The organism is Brevibacillus parabrevis (assembly GCF_003710905.1).
Taxonomy (GTDB): domain Bacteria; phylum Bacillota; class Bacilli; order Brevibacillales; family Brevibacillaceae; genus Brevibacillus; species Brevibacillus parabrevis.
In genome coordinates this window covers 40,358-57,492 of sequence record NZ_RHHV01000002.1, presented here as the reverse complement: position 1 = coordinate 57,492, position 17,135 = coordinate 40,358, and the positions used below count along the sequence as shown (strand labels likewise).

Genomic DNA, 17,135 nt, shown 5'->3' with positions numbered 1-17,135 from the left:
TACAATGCAACTATACAACATTTCCTATTTGAGAGGATGATACCCATGAATACTCACCAAAAGATGAAAGCTGTCGGTGCTTACCAATACCTCCCCATATCCAACCCGGAAAGCCTTATTGATCTGCACTTGGATAAACCAGAACCTACAGGCCGCGATTTGCTTGTACGTGTAAAAGCAATCTCAGTCAACCCTGCCGACGTAGGTGTTCGCGAAACACATAACTACGAAGCCGAGTCACCGAAAATTCTTGGTTGGGATGCCGCTGGAATCGTAGAACAGGTTGGTCCAGACTGCCAATTGTTTAAACCTGGGGACAAGGTCTATTATGCGGGCAGCGTGTCTCGTCCAGGCAGTAACAGTGAATTTCATTTGGTTGATGAACGTATTGTGGGAAATATGCCAAGAAGTTTGGATTTCGCAGCCGCCGCTGCATTGCCGCTTACCTCGATAACTGCATGGGAGGGCCTGTTTGATTGTTTGGGAATTAGCGCAAATACAGGTGAAAACAAAAACATACTGATTATCGGTGCAGCTGGAGGAGTAGGATCGATTGCCATTCAACTTGCAAAAGCAGCAGGTTTGACCGTCATCGGTACGGCTTCACGTCCAGAGTCAATCCAATGGGTCAAAAATCTCGGTGTAGATTTTACCATAAACCACAACAACGCTTTTCACCCTCAACTCAAGGAAGTTGGCATTGACGCTGTAGATTATATCTTTTGCTTGAATGATACTGTTCAACATCTTGAAAACATGGCGGAAGTCATCGTGCCCCAAGGTAAAATTTGCTCGATCGTTCCTGTAAATAAGGCTACCTGGGCAGGGAGCCTGAAAATGGACTTGCTGTTTTCTAAGAGTGTAACATTTGTATGGGAGTTCATGTTTACACGGTCCTTGTTTCATACCAATGACATGATGAAACAACACGAATTGTTGAATGAACTGGCGAACTTAATCGACGATGGAAAAATAAAAACTACACTGACTGAACGACTGGAGCCTATTAATGCAGCAAACCTTCGTCTCGCGCATGAAAAGTTGGAATCCGGACGGACCATTGGGAAAATTGTTTTGGAAAAATTCTGATACTGCGAAGACGAAGTAGTCATGTTTGGTTCTAAATGGCGGTAATGTGAATAGACAGTTTTAAGGCCCCCTGGCTAATGTGGGGGCTTTTTGGGTATAAATGGTATGGTGTTGGGGAGACAAATTTTTCCTAATTCCGTCTCTGTAGAAACTTTCTTTACTTGTGGTATGGTTCACCGTATCATCGCTAATGCGAAATTACATCAATATGTCTAAATCGCTATCTGTCTTGGCTGCTTAGGCAACTTTGCTTTTTTTGCAGTAAGAAATGTATTAAAAAAAGAATCCGAGTTTTTTCTTAAAAACAACTCGGTTCCTTTCAAGTAGGAGGGATGTTAAGTTGGGTCATTCACCGTCTTTAATTTGTTTCCAATATGTCCTATAATACATTTTCGAGTAGTTTCATCTGGTATAAAGAAAATACGTCCTGCTCCAGGCGTCATCCTTAAATGCCAAGAAAAAACCCTATATTGCCCGTCGGGGCATAAGAAAGTATGTTCTTCTTTAAAGTGTTCTAGAGTTCTTTGACTTTCAGGGGTTACTTTAAAAGAAAATAACGAACTATCAAACCCACCTTCACTCCAAGCATTGAAGTATTCTTCAAGTTCAATTAATCTACCTTTTATTTGTTTGAGTATATGTTCACCTTTTCCGTACTCATACAATTGAGCTACAGCACGTTCACAAAACTCTAAAGACGGAAATAACTCCTCTAATGAATTTCTCCAATCTAACTGCTCAATATTTAACCATTTTCTTTGTTCGTAGTATGGTTTATGAAATTCGAAATGTGAAAAAGTGCTAATATGACGAATTTGAATTCTTTCTTCGTATAGTTCACCCTGAGAATCTAATTCAATAAAACTTGCTTCTACTGAATGTGTATTCCACTGTTCATGAGAAAACACACTAATCCCAACTCCATCTAAAAGAAACGCAACCCCTAACCCTCTGCTGTTAAATCCATTGTACATGAATTCAGAACTTACAAAATGATTATATAAATGTGATTCAGTGTGTGCATCGATGTATGGTTTCCTTGAAATCCTAGCTTTAAAAAATCTTTTGATTTCCCTGTCAACTTCGCTATCATTTAACCATTGTACTATCCTATAGTCGTTTGCCAATAACAAATGTAGAAAATCATCTGTAACTCTTAAGTCCTTACTTAATCCGTCACGAAATAAGTGTTGAATAATTTCTACGAAATTTCCCATCCTACTTCTTGCTTCGGCTAGACTATCTAATGGTTTGGAAAGGGATAACTCATTGAATACTAAGTCCAAATTTCCCTTCCCTCCTTTAATCAGTAATATTAAGTAGTTGGTCTAAGCTTTTATCCCACTCATCGAAGAAGTCTTCCGGCCAACTATCAATTCGACCATTCTTATCAATTTTTAAATTTTCGACTAAATGCAAAATATTTCCTTGTTTTTCTCGTTTTGCAAAGAAATTGATGGAAACGTTATCCGGTGATACATGTCCGCCGTGGATAGCCAATCTAATTCCATTAAGCACATGATCACTATGAGTTTCTGTAAGAATTTGAACTCCCCCCATTGAAGCAAGTCCCATTAACTTTCCAATTATGGACTGTCCTTTAGGGTGCAAATGTGCTTCTGGATTTTCAATTAGCAAAACTGTACCTGGCTTGGCAGCTAACAAGGCAACTAGAACAGGTAATGTATATGTTAATCCAAACCCTACATTTGTAGCTCTAAAAGTGTTACTCAAATCCCTATCGCCAGTAAATCGGTACCTTAGGCTAATAATATCCATATCTGTATGTTCACCAATAACAATCTTTGTACCCGGTGTTATTATGCTTAGCCAAGCATCGACTTGTGCTTTTAAATTGTCTGAAACACCTTCTGGATGAATGAGGTGATTATTTTGGATACTTTCATTTTGGAAAACAGAAAGGAAATGGGTGGTATACTCACCGTTTATCCCCAGGTTATTTTGTTGTTTTACTTTGTAATTAGACCGATTGAAATATGTTCGTGGCCCAATTCTTTCTGCACTCAGGTACTGGAATTTTTCAGAGAAAATATCGATCATTTTGTTATCATAATTCGTTTCTCTGATTGGTAATAAATCTGCCGATTTTTCATAATCGAACACCCAGCTTATCTTCTCATCATTACGGAATTGCAATTCAATACCGATTTCTTCGCTTTCTGCATTCTCGTTTAGTAAGTCTTGACCAGTACCTAAGTATATTAAATCACCATTCAATGATAAACCCTGATTAAATATAGTACCTTGCAAATAAGACTGTCTTAACAAAAGAAGGGATTGAAGAATAGTCGATTTACCTGCTCCGTTTAATCCTGTAAATAATGTTAGAGGACCAAACTTTATAAATTGGTCTTGAAAACACTTTACATTTTTTAAACGAACTCCCGTTATCACGTTAACACTTCCCTTATTAGTTTCTCAACCTTTGAGAATCTGTATTGGACCCTTCGAGGGTCACCTGTTCCCTGAGAAATGGCACCATCAAAATTCTTATCTTTCATGAGGTTAATAAACTTTTCCTTTACTAAACCACTACAGCTAACAACCATCTCGCTTTGCTCGTCATTTAGACCGCCTAAATTAACTGACCAAGTATCATATAAAGCCTTATTAATTTGCTTTCGTGTATCACCAACGTTATATCTTTTCCGAAAAGCATCGTCACCAAATATCCTTATCGAATTAACCATGGCTTTTTTAAATTTTTCTTCTAACTGCTTTAATTCCTTCTCACTTTTTTTATTAAGAAGACTCATTGAGGAATTCAAAAAGTTTTCTAAATCCGGAGTATAATTTTGATAAGGCGTCATAGTAAAAGCTAAAAATCTCAACACAAAATCACGATCTTCCATTCTATCTGATTTAATAGAGTGGCAAGTGGCTTGTAAAAACTCTTCACTTCCTGCTAATTTTGTTAGGAAAGCAGATGCCACCCCTTGATTTAAAGCATGGCGAATTTCTTGAGGCGTCAAAGGAACCCCACCGGTATTGATTCTTTTGAAAATATTGTACTTTACTTCTTCAGGTGTTCCATCGTTTATAATAAAGGCAATTATTTGGGTTTCTTCAACCCTTCTTTGAATATGCCTTGGTAACTGATCGTAAGTAAAACCCTCAAATTGTGTAACATATTCCATGCTGTTCAGTCTTAAATCTTTATCAATAAAAAACCTCTTTAATGTAGTTAGGCGCTGAAGCCCATCAACAACTAACCAGTTATTGTCGTTACTGCCGTCAAAATAGAAAGCTGGTAAAGGAATTCTAATGATTAATGATTCAATCAACCTGCTCTGTTGTCCGACGTCCCATAACCCCCCTTTTCTTTGAAAGTCAGTTAAGAGATTTATTTCGTCTTCTTTCAATCTTTTAATGAGCAAATCAATTGTTAGTGATTTTTGAGTTATATCAATCTTTGCTGGATCGAATGGATTTGTTATTAACATATCGCTTGATTCATCTGTTTTTTCAACATCACTGCTTCTATAAAAATCATCAAGAGATAATTGGCCAGTAAGATTGGACATTCTTTCACCCCACTCAAAAGTTCTCTTATTAATTATAACCCTAGCTTATCTTCAAATACATATCTCCCATAAGCTATCTCACTTTAAATTTGCGTCACTTATGATAAGGCTCCCCCCGACTAATCCGAAACGCCCGATAAACCTGCTCCAACAACACCAACCGCACCAGCTGATGCGGAAACGTCATCTTTGAAAACGACAACAACGCATCCGCACGCTTCAGAACCGTGTCTGCCAGTCCCAACGATCCGCCGATCACAAATGCCACCTGGCTGCGCCCGTGCAGGGCCAGCCTGTCCAGTTCCGCCGACAGCTTTTCCGATGACCACATCTGTCCCTCGATCGCCAGCGCGATTACGTACTGGTCCTGCTTGATCTGCGCCAGGATGCGCTCGCCTTCTTTGCGCTTCACCTGCTCCATCTCGGCGGCGCTCATTTCTTCCGGAGCCTTTTCGTCGCTGACTTCGATTACTTGCAGCTTGCAGTAGGCAGACAGGCGCTTGCTGTACTCGTCGATGCCTTCGCGCAAATATTTTTCCTTTAGTTTGCCTACCGTAATGATTGTGATTTGCACGATCGTCTACATTCCTTTCTCTTTCAAAAGCGCAATCTGGCCTGGCTCGCCGCATACTCGGCAGCGCTTGTCTGCTGCGTCGTCGTCAATTGCTTTTGCCGGATAGGTGTCCGGCGCTGCCTCGAAGTCGTTTACGTAGTCGTCCAGTTCCTGCTCTATATGCTCCATGCAAGAAAACCGTACAGGATACCCCGCCTCCAACTCCACCTTTTGCCCATCTATTTGAATGCTGTCCATCATTTTGCCTTTGTCCATGTCCATTGCCTCTTTTCCGCGCATTTTCATGTCGTTTCCTATTCTACCCCAGAACGCCAGCAAAACAAATCCATCTGCTTCGAACCGAGCTAAGCTGACTTGTCTTCGTGGACGCTCCTTCACGTCATCACCTAGCCCGAAGCCTGCACCAGAGCACCAGAACCCCAGAATCCCGGCACTTCCTGAACCATAGCTAAAGATGCACAAAAGAGTGCGGAGATACCCCAGCACAAACATGCTAAAAAGCAAAAAAAGAGAGCGCCGATCTCAGCTCGACGCTCTTCAATGAAGGGATCTATTTAAAAATAGATAGAGGGGGGAACATATATGCAAACGGGACAAATTCGTCCCGGAATTGCTACCAATGATTGCTCGTCTTGCGGGCTTTCATGCCGCCACAAGCCACCAGCACCAACATACTGCCTTCTTGCCGCAACGCTTACACTCACACGGCCTGGCTTACATATGCCATCTGTCTGTCTCGCTTGAAAGAGGAACGGCATCCGGCTTACATCTACCATCCGTCTCTCCTCGCTTGAAAAAGGAGCGGCATCCGGCATACGTAAGCCATCAGCCGCCATAGCAAGCGCGGGTCATTTCACGAGTCATTCCAATCGATGCTTTGCCTCTACTTACTGCGGTGTTTTCGTCAACTTAACTGTAGCTGTCTTCTTAACACCATCGCGATAGTAAGTGATGACCACCGAATCGCCTGGCTTTTTGTTCAAGGTCAAGAATTTGCGCAACTGGGCGCCATTCGAGATGTCCTTGTTGTCCAGTTTGACGATGACGTCGTATTGCTTCAGGCCGACTTGCCCTGCTGGGGAGAATTTGCCTACTTCGCCTTGAACCACTACCCCTGCCTGCACATCGTCCGGCAGATTCAGTGTTTCTTTCCAATGCACTCGCGGCACGTTCGTCAGGTCGAATGGCTGCACGCCGAGGTAAGCGCGCTCCAGCTTGCCTTTTTCCATCAGTTCGCTAACGATGACTTTTACATCATTGATTGGGAGGGCAAAGCCCAAGCCTTCCACGCCTTCTTTGGAAATCTTCAAGGTGTTGATTCCGATGACCTGGCCTTCGATGTTGACCAGTGCGCCCCCGCTATTGCCCGGGTTGATCGCGGCATCCGTTTGCAAAACGTCCAGCTCCCAGTCGTCCTGGCCGTCTTCGTTAAAGTCCATTGGCATCGAGCGTTCCAGCGAGCTGATGATACCTTGCGTCACTGTGCGGGAAAACTTCATTCCCAGCGGGTTCCCGATCGCGATGGCCGGCTCGCCTACTTGCAGCGTGGAGGAATCCCCAAGCTCGGCTACTGTCGTTACTTTCGCTCCATCGATCTCCAGAACAGCCAAGTCAGCGTACGGGTCGGCACCCAAAACCTTCGCGTCTACCTTTTCACCAGTTGGCAAAGCAATTTGCAGCTTCTGCGCCTGATCGATTACGTGGTAGTTGGTGATGATGTGGGCTTTTCCGCCCTTTTTCTCGAAAATGACGCCAGAGCCTTCGCCCTGCTCGACATCTTGTGTATTGCTGAACCAGTTGGTTCGAGTTCGTCCGATATTAATCACGCCGACTACTGCGTTCTCCACTTTTTTCACTGCGTTGACTGTACCCGTTTCCACCTTTACAGAGACAGGCTGGGCAAACAGGTTGGCTGCCGGGTTGCTCATGACATTCGTTGTCCCTGGCTTGACCATGTTGATATATCCGGAGTTGGAGAGAGTCGGCAGCATGAGCAGGACGACCATTCCCCCAATCACCGCTGACGTTACTGACGTCAGAACAGTACGACCGATTGAACCGCTTCGTTTTTTCCGCTCCACATGAGTCAAATCATCATAGTACCCCATGATTCACACTCTCCTTCTTCCTCTACTAATACTAGGGTTACAGGTTTGCGTTACTCCTATACACCTGCATCACAGGTTTGTATGTGTTTGCATGTATGAGTTCTGGTTGACTGCTTCCTTTTGACACCCTTAGTATACGTCTTGGTTTCGGCAAAATCGCGTGAGAAATATGGAAAGGTTGTGGAATGCAAAAAGCCCTCGGAATATTTCACCGAGAGCCCGGATATGCTAGATTAGAAGCTTTTTACGACCCCATCCAATATGAAAGGGTTGATAGATATGAAAGAGGTACAGATCATCGCCAAGCTTGCCGATCTGCAAGAAACCGATTACCGCAACACGCTTGTCCTGCACGCTCTCATCGATATCCTCGTTGCCAAAGGCTTGCTGACACATGACGAGCTGACAGAAAAAGTAATCGAGCTGGATAGTCAACTGAGCTTTCAACTCGATACGATCGCCCAGCTTTCGAACGCCATCAGCCGTCGCCAAACCCAGACCAAACCGCTCCTATAGCTCTTCCAGCTTGGTCGGCCGATCAGGGTATGTATCGCGCAAATGCACATCGTTGCCGACCGCCAGACCTTTTTCCTCCAAAATGTTTTTCACCGTCAGTCTGGCGAGGTCGATTATGTTGTTCTCCTTGCTCAAGTGAGCCAAATACACTCGCTCTGCTCCCCCTGTGAGACAATCGATCAGGGCGTCGCCTGCCGCTTCATTGGACAAGTGGCCCACATCACTCAAAATGCGCCGCTTGATGCTCCACGGATATTGCGACATGCGCAGCAGCTCCACATCGTGGTTGGATTCAAATACATACGCATCCGCACCGCGAATCGTCTCCTTGATCCGATCGCTGACATAGCCCAGGTCTGTTGCGACACTCAGCTTTTTTTTGCCATGGTAAAAGCAAAAGCCCATCGGCTCCGCCGCATCGTGCGAGATGCCAAACGATTCAATGCCCAAATCCTCAAGCTCTTGCTTCTCTCCTACGGCAAAGAGCCGCTTCTGGTCTTCCTTGATCGTGCCGATCTGCCCGTTCAGCTCTGCCCACGTTTTTTCATTGGCGTAAATCGGCAGATCGTATCGCCTCGCCATCACTCCGACCCCTTTGATATGGTCGACGTGCTCGTGCGTAACGAGAATCGCACTCAAATCGGCTGGATTGACGCCGATCGTCTGAAGCGCCGCCTCTGCCTGTTTGCCCGTAATCCCCACATCGATCAGCACGGAAACACGATCTGTCGCTACGTAAATGGCATTGCCTGTGCTCCCGCTTGCCAACACACTAAATCTCACCGAACATCCCTCTTCCCGTAACTTTCCCTGACAGTCTATCTATATCTGCTACCTGTTCGTAACCATCGCGCGCTCCAGAGCACCTGTAAACGCATTGACAAAATGCTGCTTGCCGTCGTGAATGACTCGCCATACCGGAGCAAGCGCCTGAATGTCCGCGTCATATGAACCGTAATAGCCCAAGCTGACATTCTCGATCCGTTCTCCCGGCTGAATGATTTTCTTTTCCACCATCGACTGCAATGCTTTGTAACCGGAGATGACCTGGCGCACGCCTTTTTGTTCCCGTACATGGAAAAAGGTTTGCCTGTATCCCAAAATCGTCCCGCTTTCCAAGTACACTTCCAAAGGGGCAATGTAGATCGGCATCTTTTCGTGAACTTGCCAGTACAGCAGACGTGATTGGTTCGACTGGTACGAATCCGGCCCGTACTGATCGGCGTACATCAGTTTTGGCCCGATCTGACGCAGCAACTCATTTGGCGTCAGCTGACCGCGAAGCTGAATCGGCGGATCAAGTCTTGCCGCAAGCGACATCTTTTCCACCGTAGCTTGAATCCCTGGTAAATCATGCAGGTTAATCGGATTAATCCCGACGTATTCAGCGTCCAAATAAGCCATCTCGGGCGTTTCCTGAGGCACTTCCGTGTCCAGGGAAATATTTTGCTGGTTGAGATACATCTCCATATTCCACTTCTCGCCCTGCGCCACTTCCTTGTCATTCCACAAGCTGATGCGCGTCACGTACACCTGGTAGCACAGAAACAGATCGAGCAGCAGGAAGGCCCAGATCAGAATGGTCTTGGTTCTACTCCAATCCATGCGTCTCTCCCCCTCCCTGCTTCACCCGTGCGAGAATATAGAGATTCCCCTGATTCGCCAGCTCGACGATCCAGGTTGGGATCAAGTCGACATAACCGTTTCCGATGACCGTTTGATAGGCGAGATACGCATTGGTGATTTGCTCCGTATCCGCCAGTTTTTTGTCCCTGATCAACTGATACAGCTCCGGTCCCGACAGGATGGTCTGCTCGCTGTTGCCAATATATTTGTCCAAATCGAGCAGAGAGCGATTCATTGTCACAACTTGTCCCGCTTCCGAAGTAATCTGGATCGTATCAATCTGAATCGGCACACTTGTGCTGATCAACGGATAGGCGCCCACATACTGCCGGAACGTAATCAGGTCCTTTTCATTGTAGCTTTTTTTAATCCGCTCAAAATGAAAGTCATCGAGCCATCCGAGATGCTTGTTGATGAAAGTAACTGCGCCTTGGACTTTTTCCTCATCAGACAACTCTTGCGCCCGCTGCTGGTAAGCCGGGTCCGTAAAAGTAATCGCCTGCTGCTCTGCCCTCAGTTGAATGGATCTGCTTCCGTCTGTAAAAATAACCGTCTTGTCCCGCTCCATGATTTGCCTCACCAGCGACTGGTCGATAAAATACGCTTCCATCAGACGATCGTTGGTGACTGGCACATAGCTGTAGCGGAATTGCTGCATGCGCGACTGATTTTTCGGCAAATAATACGTACTCCAAATCGGCGCCGGCCCTTCAATCGCTGTAAAAGTTCGCTCCGGTTTGACCACCTTCATAATTTGCTCCGGCATGGAGCTTCCGGAAGCCAGATACGACTCTCGCAAATCTTTCGGACTGATCGACGTGCGGGAACGCATCATGCGGCCTTCCTCTGTGGAGAGAAATAGCGCATAGACGACATCCTCGTCTTTTTCGTAGTACAGCCAAATCCGGTCGATTCCTTTGATTTCGCGGTCATACTCGTCGCGAAACGTTACCAAGCGGCCAACAATCGACAAAGGAATCGTGCTGCGAAAGCGAACCTCGATCCCTAACTTTTCCCGGGCAATTTCCCCCCACTTGTCATTCGACAACGCATACGGAGAAAAATCGAGAAAAATCCACTTGGACATCTCACTCACGATCAAGCTGTACGGAGCATCTGTCGCTACTGCCCGCGTATGGCGTTCTTCCCCGTAATGAAAGACCACCGACTCCGGAGTGACCAGTTGCTCCAACGTCTTTTCCTTGACGGGCTTGGACTCTGTATATTGTGCAGGCTCGATAAATTGCAAATTGGGCTGGTTCGCCCACAGCATCGCTGTCAGGCAAAAACTGGACACTACCAGCACGATAAGCAAGACGGTCTTGGCAGGCTCCAGCATCCGCTTCATCCCGCACTACCTCCTTGGGCAAATGGGACCCAGAACGTCACCGTCGTCCCCACGTTCCATTCGCTGGTAATCTCGATATCTGCGCCATGGGCCTGTACCAGTTCACGAGCGATAGCCAGTCCCAGACCAGTACCTCCCTGTCCCCGCGAGCGGGCTTTGTCCACCCGATAGAACCGTTCGAAAATCCGCTTCAAATCACGGGCAGGTATCCCGATCCCAGTGTCGCTGATGGAGATTTGCACACGGTTCAAGCTGCGGTTTTCTTTGGCAGAGAGCACGACCGTGCCGCCTTGGGACGTATACTTGATCGCATTGGACAACAAATTGTCCAGCACCTGATTGATCGCATCCAGGTCGATGTAAACAGGCGGGAGCTTGCTCGGCACATCAACGGCAAGCTGAACTTCCTGCTGCTCGCTGAAGATGGAAAAGCGATCCGCCGCATAGCGCAACAGTCGGCCGAGGTCCGCCTCCTTGCAATGCAGGCGCACACCTTGCGAGTCGAAGCGACTTAGCTGCAACAAGTCGTTGACCAGACGGATCATCCGCTCCGTCTCGGACATGGTGACTTTCAAGAAGCGATTGGACAGATCAGGCTCGTCCACCGCACCATCCAGCAAAGCTTCTACATAGCTTTTGATCGTCGTCAGTGGAGTGCGCAGCTCGTGCGATACGTTGGCGACGAACTCCCTGCGCTGTTGCTCCAGCCGCTGCTGCTCTGTCACGTCTGCCACTACTGCGATGATTCCGCCCTTTTTGCCGCTGTCGTGCTGCAACGGCGTAAACGTCACGCGCAAAATAACTTCTTCCTGATTGGGCAGGCGCATTTCAATGAAGAGCGGCTCCTCTTGGGCGTACAACGACATTTCGTCCTCCGGGGGAAGCCCCAGCAAATCAGCCAACGTTCTCTTTTTGCGCAGGACGTCAGCCATTCGCACTTGCAGCATCTCTTCCGCAGCGCGGTTGAACAAAATAATCTGATCGCTGCGGTTGGCCGCAATCACGCCGTCTGTCATGTTGCTCAAAATACCGGCGAGCTTTTCTCGCTCTTCTTCCTGCTGCAAAATCGCTTCCTGCAACCGCAGCGTCATATGGTTGAAAGCCATCCCCAGTTGTCCGATCTCGTCGTCGCTGTACACGCGCACACTGCTGTTAAAATCACCATCGGCAACAAGCCTGGCCTGCTTCGTCATTTCCTTGATCGGCTTCGTAATGGTCCGGGCGAGCACCACGCCAAGCACCGCTGTGATGACGAGCGCAAACATCGTGCCCGTCGCCAAGATCCCGTTCATTTTGCGAATCGTCGTATAGGTTCCTTCCATGGAAGCCATCATGTAGACAGCGCCGTAGACAATCTGATCGCCTTTTACAGGCAGTACCAGCACTTTGACTCGCGCTCCGGTCCGCGGATCAATCCGCATCGATTCACTGCGCGTTCCGAGCAATGCCACCGTAACTTCCGGCTGCGAGGTACGCTGGCCGATCGTGCTCTTGTCCTCTGTCGTGCTGACCACCGTTCCCGTCTGGTCAATGACTTGGACGTTGGCACCGTTTATTTTCACCAGGTTGTTGATGAGATTGTCGATGTCCTGGCGATTTTGCTCCACGCTCGGTTCTTTTCCGTCACGCGGCCGCAAATCGCTTTCCAGAAGACTCGCCAACAGACTCGCTTGAGCATTCAACGCCTCTGAAAAGTTATTTATGTAATAGCTTTCCACTTCCCGGGCGAAATAAGCGCCGATGAACTGCATAGCAAGCAGGATCAGCAGCATGTAGATGACGACCATTTTCCACTGGATCGTTTTAAACAGCCGCCTCATCATCCAGGCGTGCCTCCCACTCCGGGATTGCGCATCGTGTAGCCCAAGCCGCGACGAGTGATAATGTACTTCGGCTGGCTAGGATCGTCCTCGATCTTTTCACGCAAGCGGCGAATCGTAACGTCTACTGTCCGCACATCGCCAAAATAGTCAAAGCCCCAAACAGACTGAAGCAGGTGCTCCCGCGTCATCACTTGTCCCTGGTGGCGGGCCAAGTACATCAGCAGCTCAAACTCGCGGTGAGTCAAATCCAGCAGCTCTCCCACTTTTTCCACCGTGTAGGAATTTAAATCGATCTCCAGCTCGTGTACCCGCAACAGATGCTGGCTGTCTTTCTCTTCGGCTTTCGGACGATTGCGGCGCAAGTGAGCCTTCACCCGTGCCACCAGCTCGCGCGTACTGAAAGGCTTCGTGACGTAATCATCCGCCCCCAGCTCCAATCCAAGCACCTTGTCCAGCTCCGAGTCTTTGGCTGTCAGCATGATAATCGGGATATCATGTGTTTGACGGACAGCGCGGCATACATCCATCCCGTCCCTGCCAGGCAGCATGACATCCAGCAAAATCAGGTCCGGTCTCTCATCCTGCACGACAACGAGCGCTTCGTCGCCATCGTAGGCGCACACGACCTGGTACCCTTCTTTTTCAAAAGTGAACTTCAATATATCTGCAATCGGCTTTTCATCATCTACCACGAGGAGTTTTGCCATCCCGCTCCCTCCTTTTCCTTATAACAATTCCACTTCGCACATCGCTATTCCTCTACAATACACCATGTCCGGGCTGCATAGAAACCCCTGCCAGACACTCCCTGCCCTTGTATGCAAAAACATCCTGATACGACAAAAAGGGCTCCTCCAAAGAGTCGCCCTTCTTCATCCAAAAATTACATGTCTATTTTAAGTAACGAATCGGGTTTTGAACTCGTCCATTTTGATGAACCTCAAAATGAAGATGGACACCTGTGGAGTCTCCTGTCGAACCCTTAACGCCAATTTTCTTTCCTTGTTCAACAACATCGCCGACTTTTACGCTGATCGTGTTCAGGTGACCGTACAGCGTCTCCATGCCATTGCCGTGGTCGATGATGATTGCTTTTCCGTAATCGCCGTCCCAGCCCGCGAATTTTACGCGGCCGTTGTCTGCCGCCATGACAGACCCTTGTCCGGCAATATCAATTCCTTTATGCAGTCTGCCCCAACGAGAACCGAAGCCACTGCTCACATATCCGCTGGCTGGCCAGCTCAAACGGCCTGTCCCGCGCGAAGGAATCACTTTTGTTCCGCGTTCCATGATTTTTGCTACAGGCTGTGCAACTACATCTTGTTTGATAACCTTGCGATCGACAACTTGTCCATTTTCTTTCACTACTTCGTATTGAACGAGCTTCGTACCGTTTTTACCTTCTTGAATAACCTTTGTTTCCCCTTTGGGAAGCTTCTCGTTGTTATTGATCTGCGTAGAGAACGCGATCATTTCTTGCTGGGATACTTCTTCCTTTACCCGTACGGTAACCAACGGACGAATCGCTGTCACATTGATTTCCTGACCGAGCTGCAAAAGTGTATTTTCCGTAATGCCCGGGTTGTTGGCATAGATGTCTTTTGAAGTAATGCCGTATTTTTTGGCGATGCAGCCGATGCAATCTCCTTCAACTACGGTGTGTTTCAAATCTTTGAAAGAGCCTTTGACCAAAAGTTCTTCCACTTTTTCGGCAGGCAAAATTTGAGCTGCAGCTACTGGTTCGGTCTGCAACTCTACGTTTTCTTTGAATGTTACTTCTTTTACCGGGTTTGCTTTCACTTCAGACATGGAAGCTGCTGCTACTGCCGCTTGCTTGCCAGTCAAAGCTGGTACGCCGGAATATTTTTGCTTCACGTCAGCCAGCACTTTGTCAGCTGATTCCTGATCAGGCAAGTAACCGACTACTTTTCCGTCAATGATCAGCTTCACTGCCTGAACTTTGATGTCTGCGATCGAAGCAAGTGCTTTGACAGCTGCATCGTTGTCGTAAGATGCTTTAAATTCACGCTCTTCCTGGAATGTTACATAATCAGCGAGCGTCAGGTTCAGACCTTTTTTTGCTTTTTCCTCTTCCAGCTTCGCTGTCGTCCAGTCATGAATGACTTTCGGGTCGTTCACCACACCGATTTCCTGTCCGTTGACGATGACATGATAAACGGATGTGACATTGCTCGTGTAATAGTATTGTGCAGAAGCTCCCGCTGCCACCGTAACGACCAATCCCGCTGCGATGGAAAGTGTCTGCTTTTTATGTTCTTGGATGTACGAGCTTGTACGTTTCATTGCGCGTTTCGCCAGATCGCTGCAATCTCGAACGATACGTTCTGACCGTTCTTGCAGCTTGGCCGTCCACTCAGACCATTGCATAACTTGTCCCTCCTGAAAACAGATACAACTATCTCGTTCCATTTCCGAAAATTTTAAAAATACCGACTAGGTCATATATCCCAAAATTTAGTTTCCAATTATCTGCCAAAATGCCCAAAGAAACCAACTATGTCGACTTTACCATAAGTTTCACGACAACATCAAGTGTAAATTGCTGTCGAATAAAAATTATGACGAGCGAATATTCACCAGATGGACAAACATTTGGGGGATATTTTCATTACTGGGAGAGCAATAGCCTGAGGCAAACAATAAACAGCCATCTTTCCTGATCGTACGGAAAGATGGCTTATTTCGTCGCGGACATCCAGACTTACACTTCTTGCATCGATGTTACATCTTTGAGTGCGAGTCTGCGAATCGTTGTCTTTTCAGCGTCATTTTGCTGCTTGTAAGTGGTGATGAAGCAAAGGTAACCGTTGTTGAAATGTGTCATGGTTCCTTTGATCACGACGCCGTTGATCATCTTCACCTGTACGTTTTTCCCAAGCAGCTTCTTGGCTTTTTGATCAAATCCCATCATCACGATCACCTCTCCATTTCTCCTTATGTCTAACCTTATGCCCAGAGGGTGTCGTTTCTTGTCTGTCCGTAAAAAAAGGAAAAGCTGCCGAATCATCGACAGCTTTTCTTATCGCCTCTCAGCACATGTACTGGCGAGGACGTATGCTATTGACGTGATGCTTATCCCCAAATGCCGCGTACAACAACGGTTTGCTCGCGATCTGGTCCTACGGAGAAGATCGACATTGGAATACCAGTCAATTGGGTGATGCGCTCAATGTAGTGACGAGCGTTTTCTGGCAGGTCGTTCAGGTTGCGAACACCTGTGATGTCTTCTGTCCAGCCTGGCAGTTCCTCGTAAACCGGCTCGCATTTTGCCAACAGGTTGAGGTTTGCAGGGAACGATTCGATGATTTCGCCGTTGTATTTGTACGCTGTGCAAATGCGCAGAGTCTCAATACCGGACAAAGTATCCAGCTTGGTGATCGCCAAGCCAGTAATACCGCTCACGCGACGAGCGTGGCGAACGACTACGCTGTCAAACCAGCCTACGCGGCGCGGACGACCAGTTGTGGTGCCGTATTCGAAGCCAACTTCGCGAATGTGATCGCCAGTAGCGTCAGTCAGCTCAGTCAGGAACGGACCGTCACCTACGCGCGTGGTGTATGCTTTTGCTACACCGATTACTTGGTTGATCTTGGTTGGTCCCACACCGGAACCGATTGTCACTCCACCTGCAATCGGATTGGAGGACGTTACGTACGGATACGTGCCTTGGTCGATATCGAGCAATACCCCTTGTGCGCCTTCAAAAAGAACGCGGTTGCCGTTATCGATAGAGTCGTTCAGTACAACAGAAGTATCAGCTACGTATGGACGAATGATTTCAGCCAGAGCGAGGTACTCATCCAGCACTTCTTGCAGTTCGAAACCAGTTGTATTGTACAGCTTTTCCAGCAGCATGTTTTTCTCTGCCAGGTTGCGCTCCAGTTTGCGAGCAAACTCTTCACGATCGAGCAAGTCAGCGATACGGATACCGATGCGAGCTGCCTTGTCCATGTATGCCGGGCCAATCCCTTTGCGGGTTGTACCGATTTTGTTAGCTCCGCGGCTATCTTCTTCCACGCCATCCAGCTTGATGTGGTATGGCATGATGACATGCGCACGATCACTGATTTTCAGGTTTTTCGTAGAGAATCCGAAGCTGTGAATGTACTCCAGTTCTTTTACCAATGCCTTCGGATCGATTACCATGCCGTTTCCGATTACGCAGGTCTTGTCAGTATAGAAAATTCCGGATGGAATCAGGTGCAGCTTATATTTGTTACCATCAAAAATAATGGTATGGCCTGCATTGTTACCACCTTGGTAACGAGCTACTACTTCTGCGCTTTCAGCCAAATAGTCTGTAATTTTACCTTTACCTTCATCGCCCCACTGGGTTCCGACGACAACGACTGTTGACATCGAAAAACACCTCCTGATATCATCATGTCCTTTTGGGCCTGAAACAATCTAAGTGTACTAAACCATTTCTTGCATGTCAACGGAAAATACGAACATTTAAATAGTGGAAAGATTATATGTTCGGCA

16 protein-coding genes are annotated in these 17,135 nt (G+C 47.2%); 2 read left to right on the top strand and 14 right to left on the bottom strand.

What is annotated here, in order from left to right; all coding sequences use genetic code 11:
- The first annotated feature begins 45 nt into the window (after positions 1-45).
- The gene (locus EDM60_RS00895) at positions 46-1,089 is read left to right on the top strand and encodes a zinc-binding alcohol dehydrogenase family protein (RefSeq protein ID WP_122962261.1); all 1,044 of its coding nucleotides are present in this window, start codon (positions 46-48) and stop codon (positions 1,087-1,089) included.
- Positions 1,090-1,424: 335 nt separating this feature from the next.
- Here EDM60_RS00895 and EDM60_RS00890 read toward each other — a convergent pair whose 3' ends face one another.
- The 6 genes from EDM60_RS00890 to EDM60_RS00865 all read right to left on the bottom strand — a co-directional run bounded on the left by EDM60_RS00890 (position 1,425) and on the right by EDM60_RS00865 (position 7,316).
- Positions 1,425-2,375 (bottom strand): hypothetical protein, encoded by a 951-nt coding sequence (locus EDM60_RS00890; RefSeq protein WP_122962260.1) that lies wholly within the window; start codon positions 2,373-2,375, stop codon positions 1,425-1,427.
- A 16-nt stretch (positions 2,376-2,391) separates the two neighbouring features.
- Positions 2,392-3,504 carry an AAA family ATPase gene (locus EDM60_RS00885; RefSeq protein ID WP_122962259.1) on the bottom strand — a complete coding sequence of 371 codons (1,113 nt, stop codon included), beginning with the start codon at positions 3,502-3,504 and terminating at the stop codon, positions 2,392-2,394.
- Entirely contained in the window at positions 3,501-4,634 is a 1,134-nt protein-coding gene (locus EDM60_RS00880) for a DUF262 domain-containing protein (RefSeq protein ID WP_122962258.1), read from the bottom strand. The genes EDM60_RS00885 and EDM60_RS00880 overlap by 4 nt, the downstream gene beginning before the upstream one ends.
- A gap of 94 nt (positions 4,635-4,728) precedes the next feature.
- Entirely contained in the window at positions 4,729-5,208 is a 480-nt protein-coding gene (gene rlmH, locus EDM60_RS00875) for a 23S rRNA (pseudouridine(1915)-N(3))-methyltransferase RlmH (RefSeq protein ID WP_063231642.1), read from the bottom strand.
- Positions 5,209-5,214: 6 nt separating this feature from the next.
- Positions 5,215-5,463 carry a CxxH/CxxC protein gene (locus EDM60_RS00870; protein ID WP_229049781.1) on the bottom strand — a complete coding sequence of 83 codons (249 nt, stop codon included), beginning with the start codon at positions 5,461-5,463 and terminating at the stop codon, positions 5,215-5,217.
- A 632-nt stretch (positions 5,464-6,095) separates the two neighbouring features.
- Positions 6,096-7,316 carry a S1C family serine protease gene (locus EDM60_RS00865; RefSeq protein WP_122962257.1) on the bottom strand — a complete coding sequence of 407 codons (1,221 nt, stop codon included), beginning with the start codon at positions 7,314-7,316 and terminating at the stop codon, positions 6,096-6,098.
- 279 nt (positions 7,317-7,595) lie between these two features.
- Here EDM60_RS00865 and EDM60_RS00860 point away from each other — a divergent pair, with 279 nt between their 5' ends.
- A complete protein-coding gene (locus EDM60_RS00860) occupies positions 7,596-7,832 on the top strand; it encodes a hypothetical protein (RefSeq protein WP_122962256.1) in 237 nt (78 codons plus the stop codon).
- Here EDM60_RS00860 and EDM60_RS00855 read toward each other — a convergent pair.
- From EDM60_RS00855 to EDM60_RS00820, 8 genes are all read right to left on the bottom strand, one after another.
- Positions 7,827-8,615, bottom strand: coding sequence for an MBL fold metallo-hydrolase (locus EDM60_RS00855; protein WP_122962255.1), 789 nt, complete (start codon positions 8,613-8,615; stop codon positions 7,827-7,829). The genes EDM60_RS00860 and EDM60_RS00855 overlap by 6 nt on opposite strands.
- Before the next feature lie 48 nt (positions 8,616-8,663).
- Positions 8,664-9,437: a two-component system regulatory protein YycI gene (locus tag EDM60_RS00850; RefSeq protein ID WP_122962254.1), complete on the bottom strand. Its 774-nt coding sequence runs from the start codon at positions 9,435-9,437 to the stop codon at positions 8,664-8,666.
- Entirely contained in the window at positions 9,424-10,806 is a 1,383-nt protein-coding gene (locus EDM60_RS00845; protein ID WP_122962253.1) for a YycH family regulatory protein, read from the bottom strand. The genes EDM60_RS00850 and EDM60_RS00845 overlap by 14 nt, the downstream gene beginning before the upstream one ends.
- A complete protein-coding gene (gene walK, locus EDM60_RS00840; protein WP_122962398.1) occupies positions 10,803-12,626 on the bottom strand; it encodes a cell wall metabolism sensor histidine kinase WalK in 1,824 nt (607 codons plus the stop codon). The genes EDM60_RS00845 and walK overlap by 4 nt, the downstream gene beginning before the upstream one ends.
- Positions 12,626-13,336, bottom strand: coding sequence for a response regulator YycF (gene yycF / locus EDM60_RS00835; RefSeq protein WP_122962252.1), 711 nt, complete (start codon positions 13,334-13,336; stop codon positions 12,626-12,628). The genes walK and yycF overlap by 1 nt, the downstream gene beginning before the upstream one ends.
- A 184-nt stretch (positions 13,337-13,520) precedes the next feature.
- Positions 13,521-15,017, bottom strand: a complete 1,497-nt coding sequence (locus EDM60_RS00830; RefSeq protein ID WP_122962251.1) for a M23 family metallopeptidase — start codon at positions 15,015-15,017, stop codon at positions 13,521-13,523.
- A 334-nt stretch (positions 15,018-15,351) separates the two neighbouring features.
- Positions 15,352-15,561 (bottom strand): hypothetical protein, encoded by a 210-nt coding sequence (locus EDM60_RS00825; RefSeq protein ID WP_007780462.1) that lies wholly within the window; start codon positions 15,559-15,561, stop codon positions 15,352-15,354.
- 161 nt (positions 15,562-15,722) lie between these two features.
- Positions 15,723-17,009, bottom strand: a complete 1,287-nt coding sequence (locus EDM60_RS00820; RefSeq protein ID WP_122962250.1) for an adenylosuccinate synthase — start codon at positions 17,007-17,009, stop codon at positions 15,723-15,725.
- Positions 17,010-17,135: the final 126 nt, after the last annotated feature.

Bases quoted from the DNA above. Each gene is read 5' to 3' on its own strand.
- walK (WP_122962398.1), bottom strand. From the start codon at position 12,626: ATGAGGCGGCTGTTTAAAACGATCCAGTGGAAAATGGTCGTCATCTAC.
- EDM60_RS00850 (WP_122962254.1), bottom strand. From the start codon at position 9,437: ATGGATTGGAGTAGAACCAAGACCATTCTGATCTGGGCCTTCCTGCTG.
- EDM60_RS00845 (WP_122962253.1), bottom strand. From the start codon at position 10,806: ATGAAGCGGATGCTGGAGCCTGCCAAGACCGTCTTGCTTATCGTGCTG.
- EDM60_RS00830 (WP_122962251.1), bottom strand. From the start codon at position 15,017: ATGCAATGGTCTGAGTGGACGGCCAAGCTGCAAGAACGGTCAGAACGT.
- EDM60_RS00820 (WP_122962250.1), bottom strand. From the start codon at position 17,009: ATGTCAACAGTCGTTGTCGTCGGAACCCAGTGGGGCGATGAAGGTAAA.
- yycF (WP_122962252.1), bottom strand. From the start codon at position 13,336: ATGGCAAAACTCCTCGTGGTAGATGATGAAAAGCCGATTGCAGATATA.
- EDM60_RS00860 (WP_122962256.1), top strand. From the start codon at position 7,596: ATGAAAGAGGTACAGATCATCGCCAAGCTTGCCGATCTGCAAGAAACC.
- EDM60_RS00825 (WP_007780462.1), bottom strand. From the start codon at position 15,561: ATGATGGGATTTGATCAAAAAGCCAAGAAGCTGCTTGGGAAAAACGTA.
- EDM60_RS00880 (WP_122962258.1), bottom strand. From the start codon at position 4,634: ATGTCCAATCTTACTGGCCAATTATCTCTTGATGATTTTTATAGAAGC.
- EDM60_RS00895 (WP_122962261.1), top strand. From the start codon at position 46: ATGAATACTCACCAAAAGATGAAAGCTGTCGGTGCTTACCAATACCTC.
- EDM60_RS00870 (WP_229049781.1), bottom strand. From the start codon at position 5,463: ATGGACAAAGGCAAAATGATGGACAGCATTCAAATAGATGGGCAAAAG.
- EDM60_RS00865 (WP_122962257.1), bottom strand. From the start codon at position 7,316: ATGGGGTACTATGATGATTTGACTCATGTGGAGCGGAAAAAACGAAGC.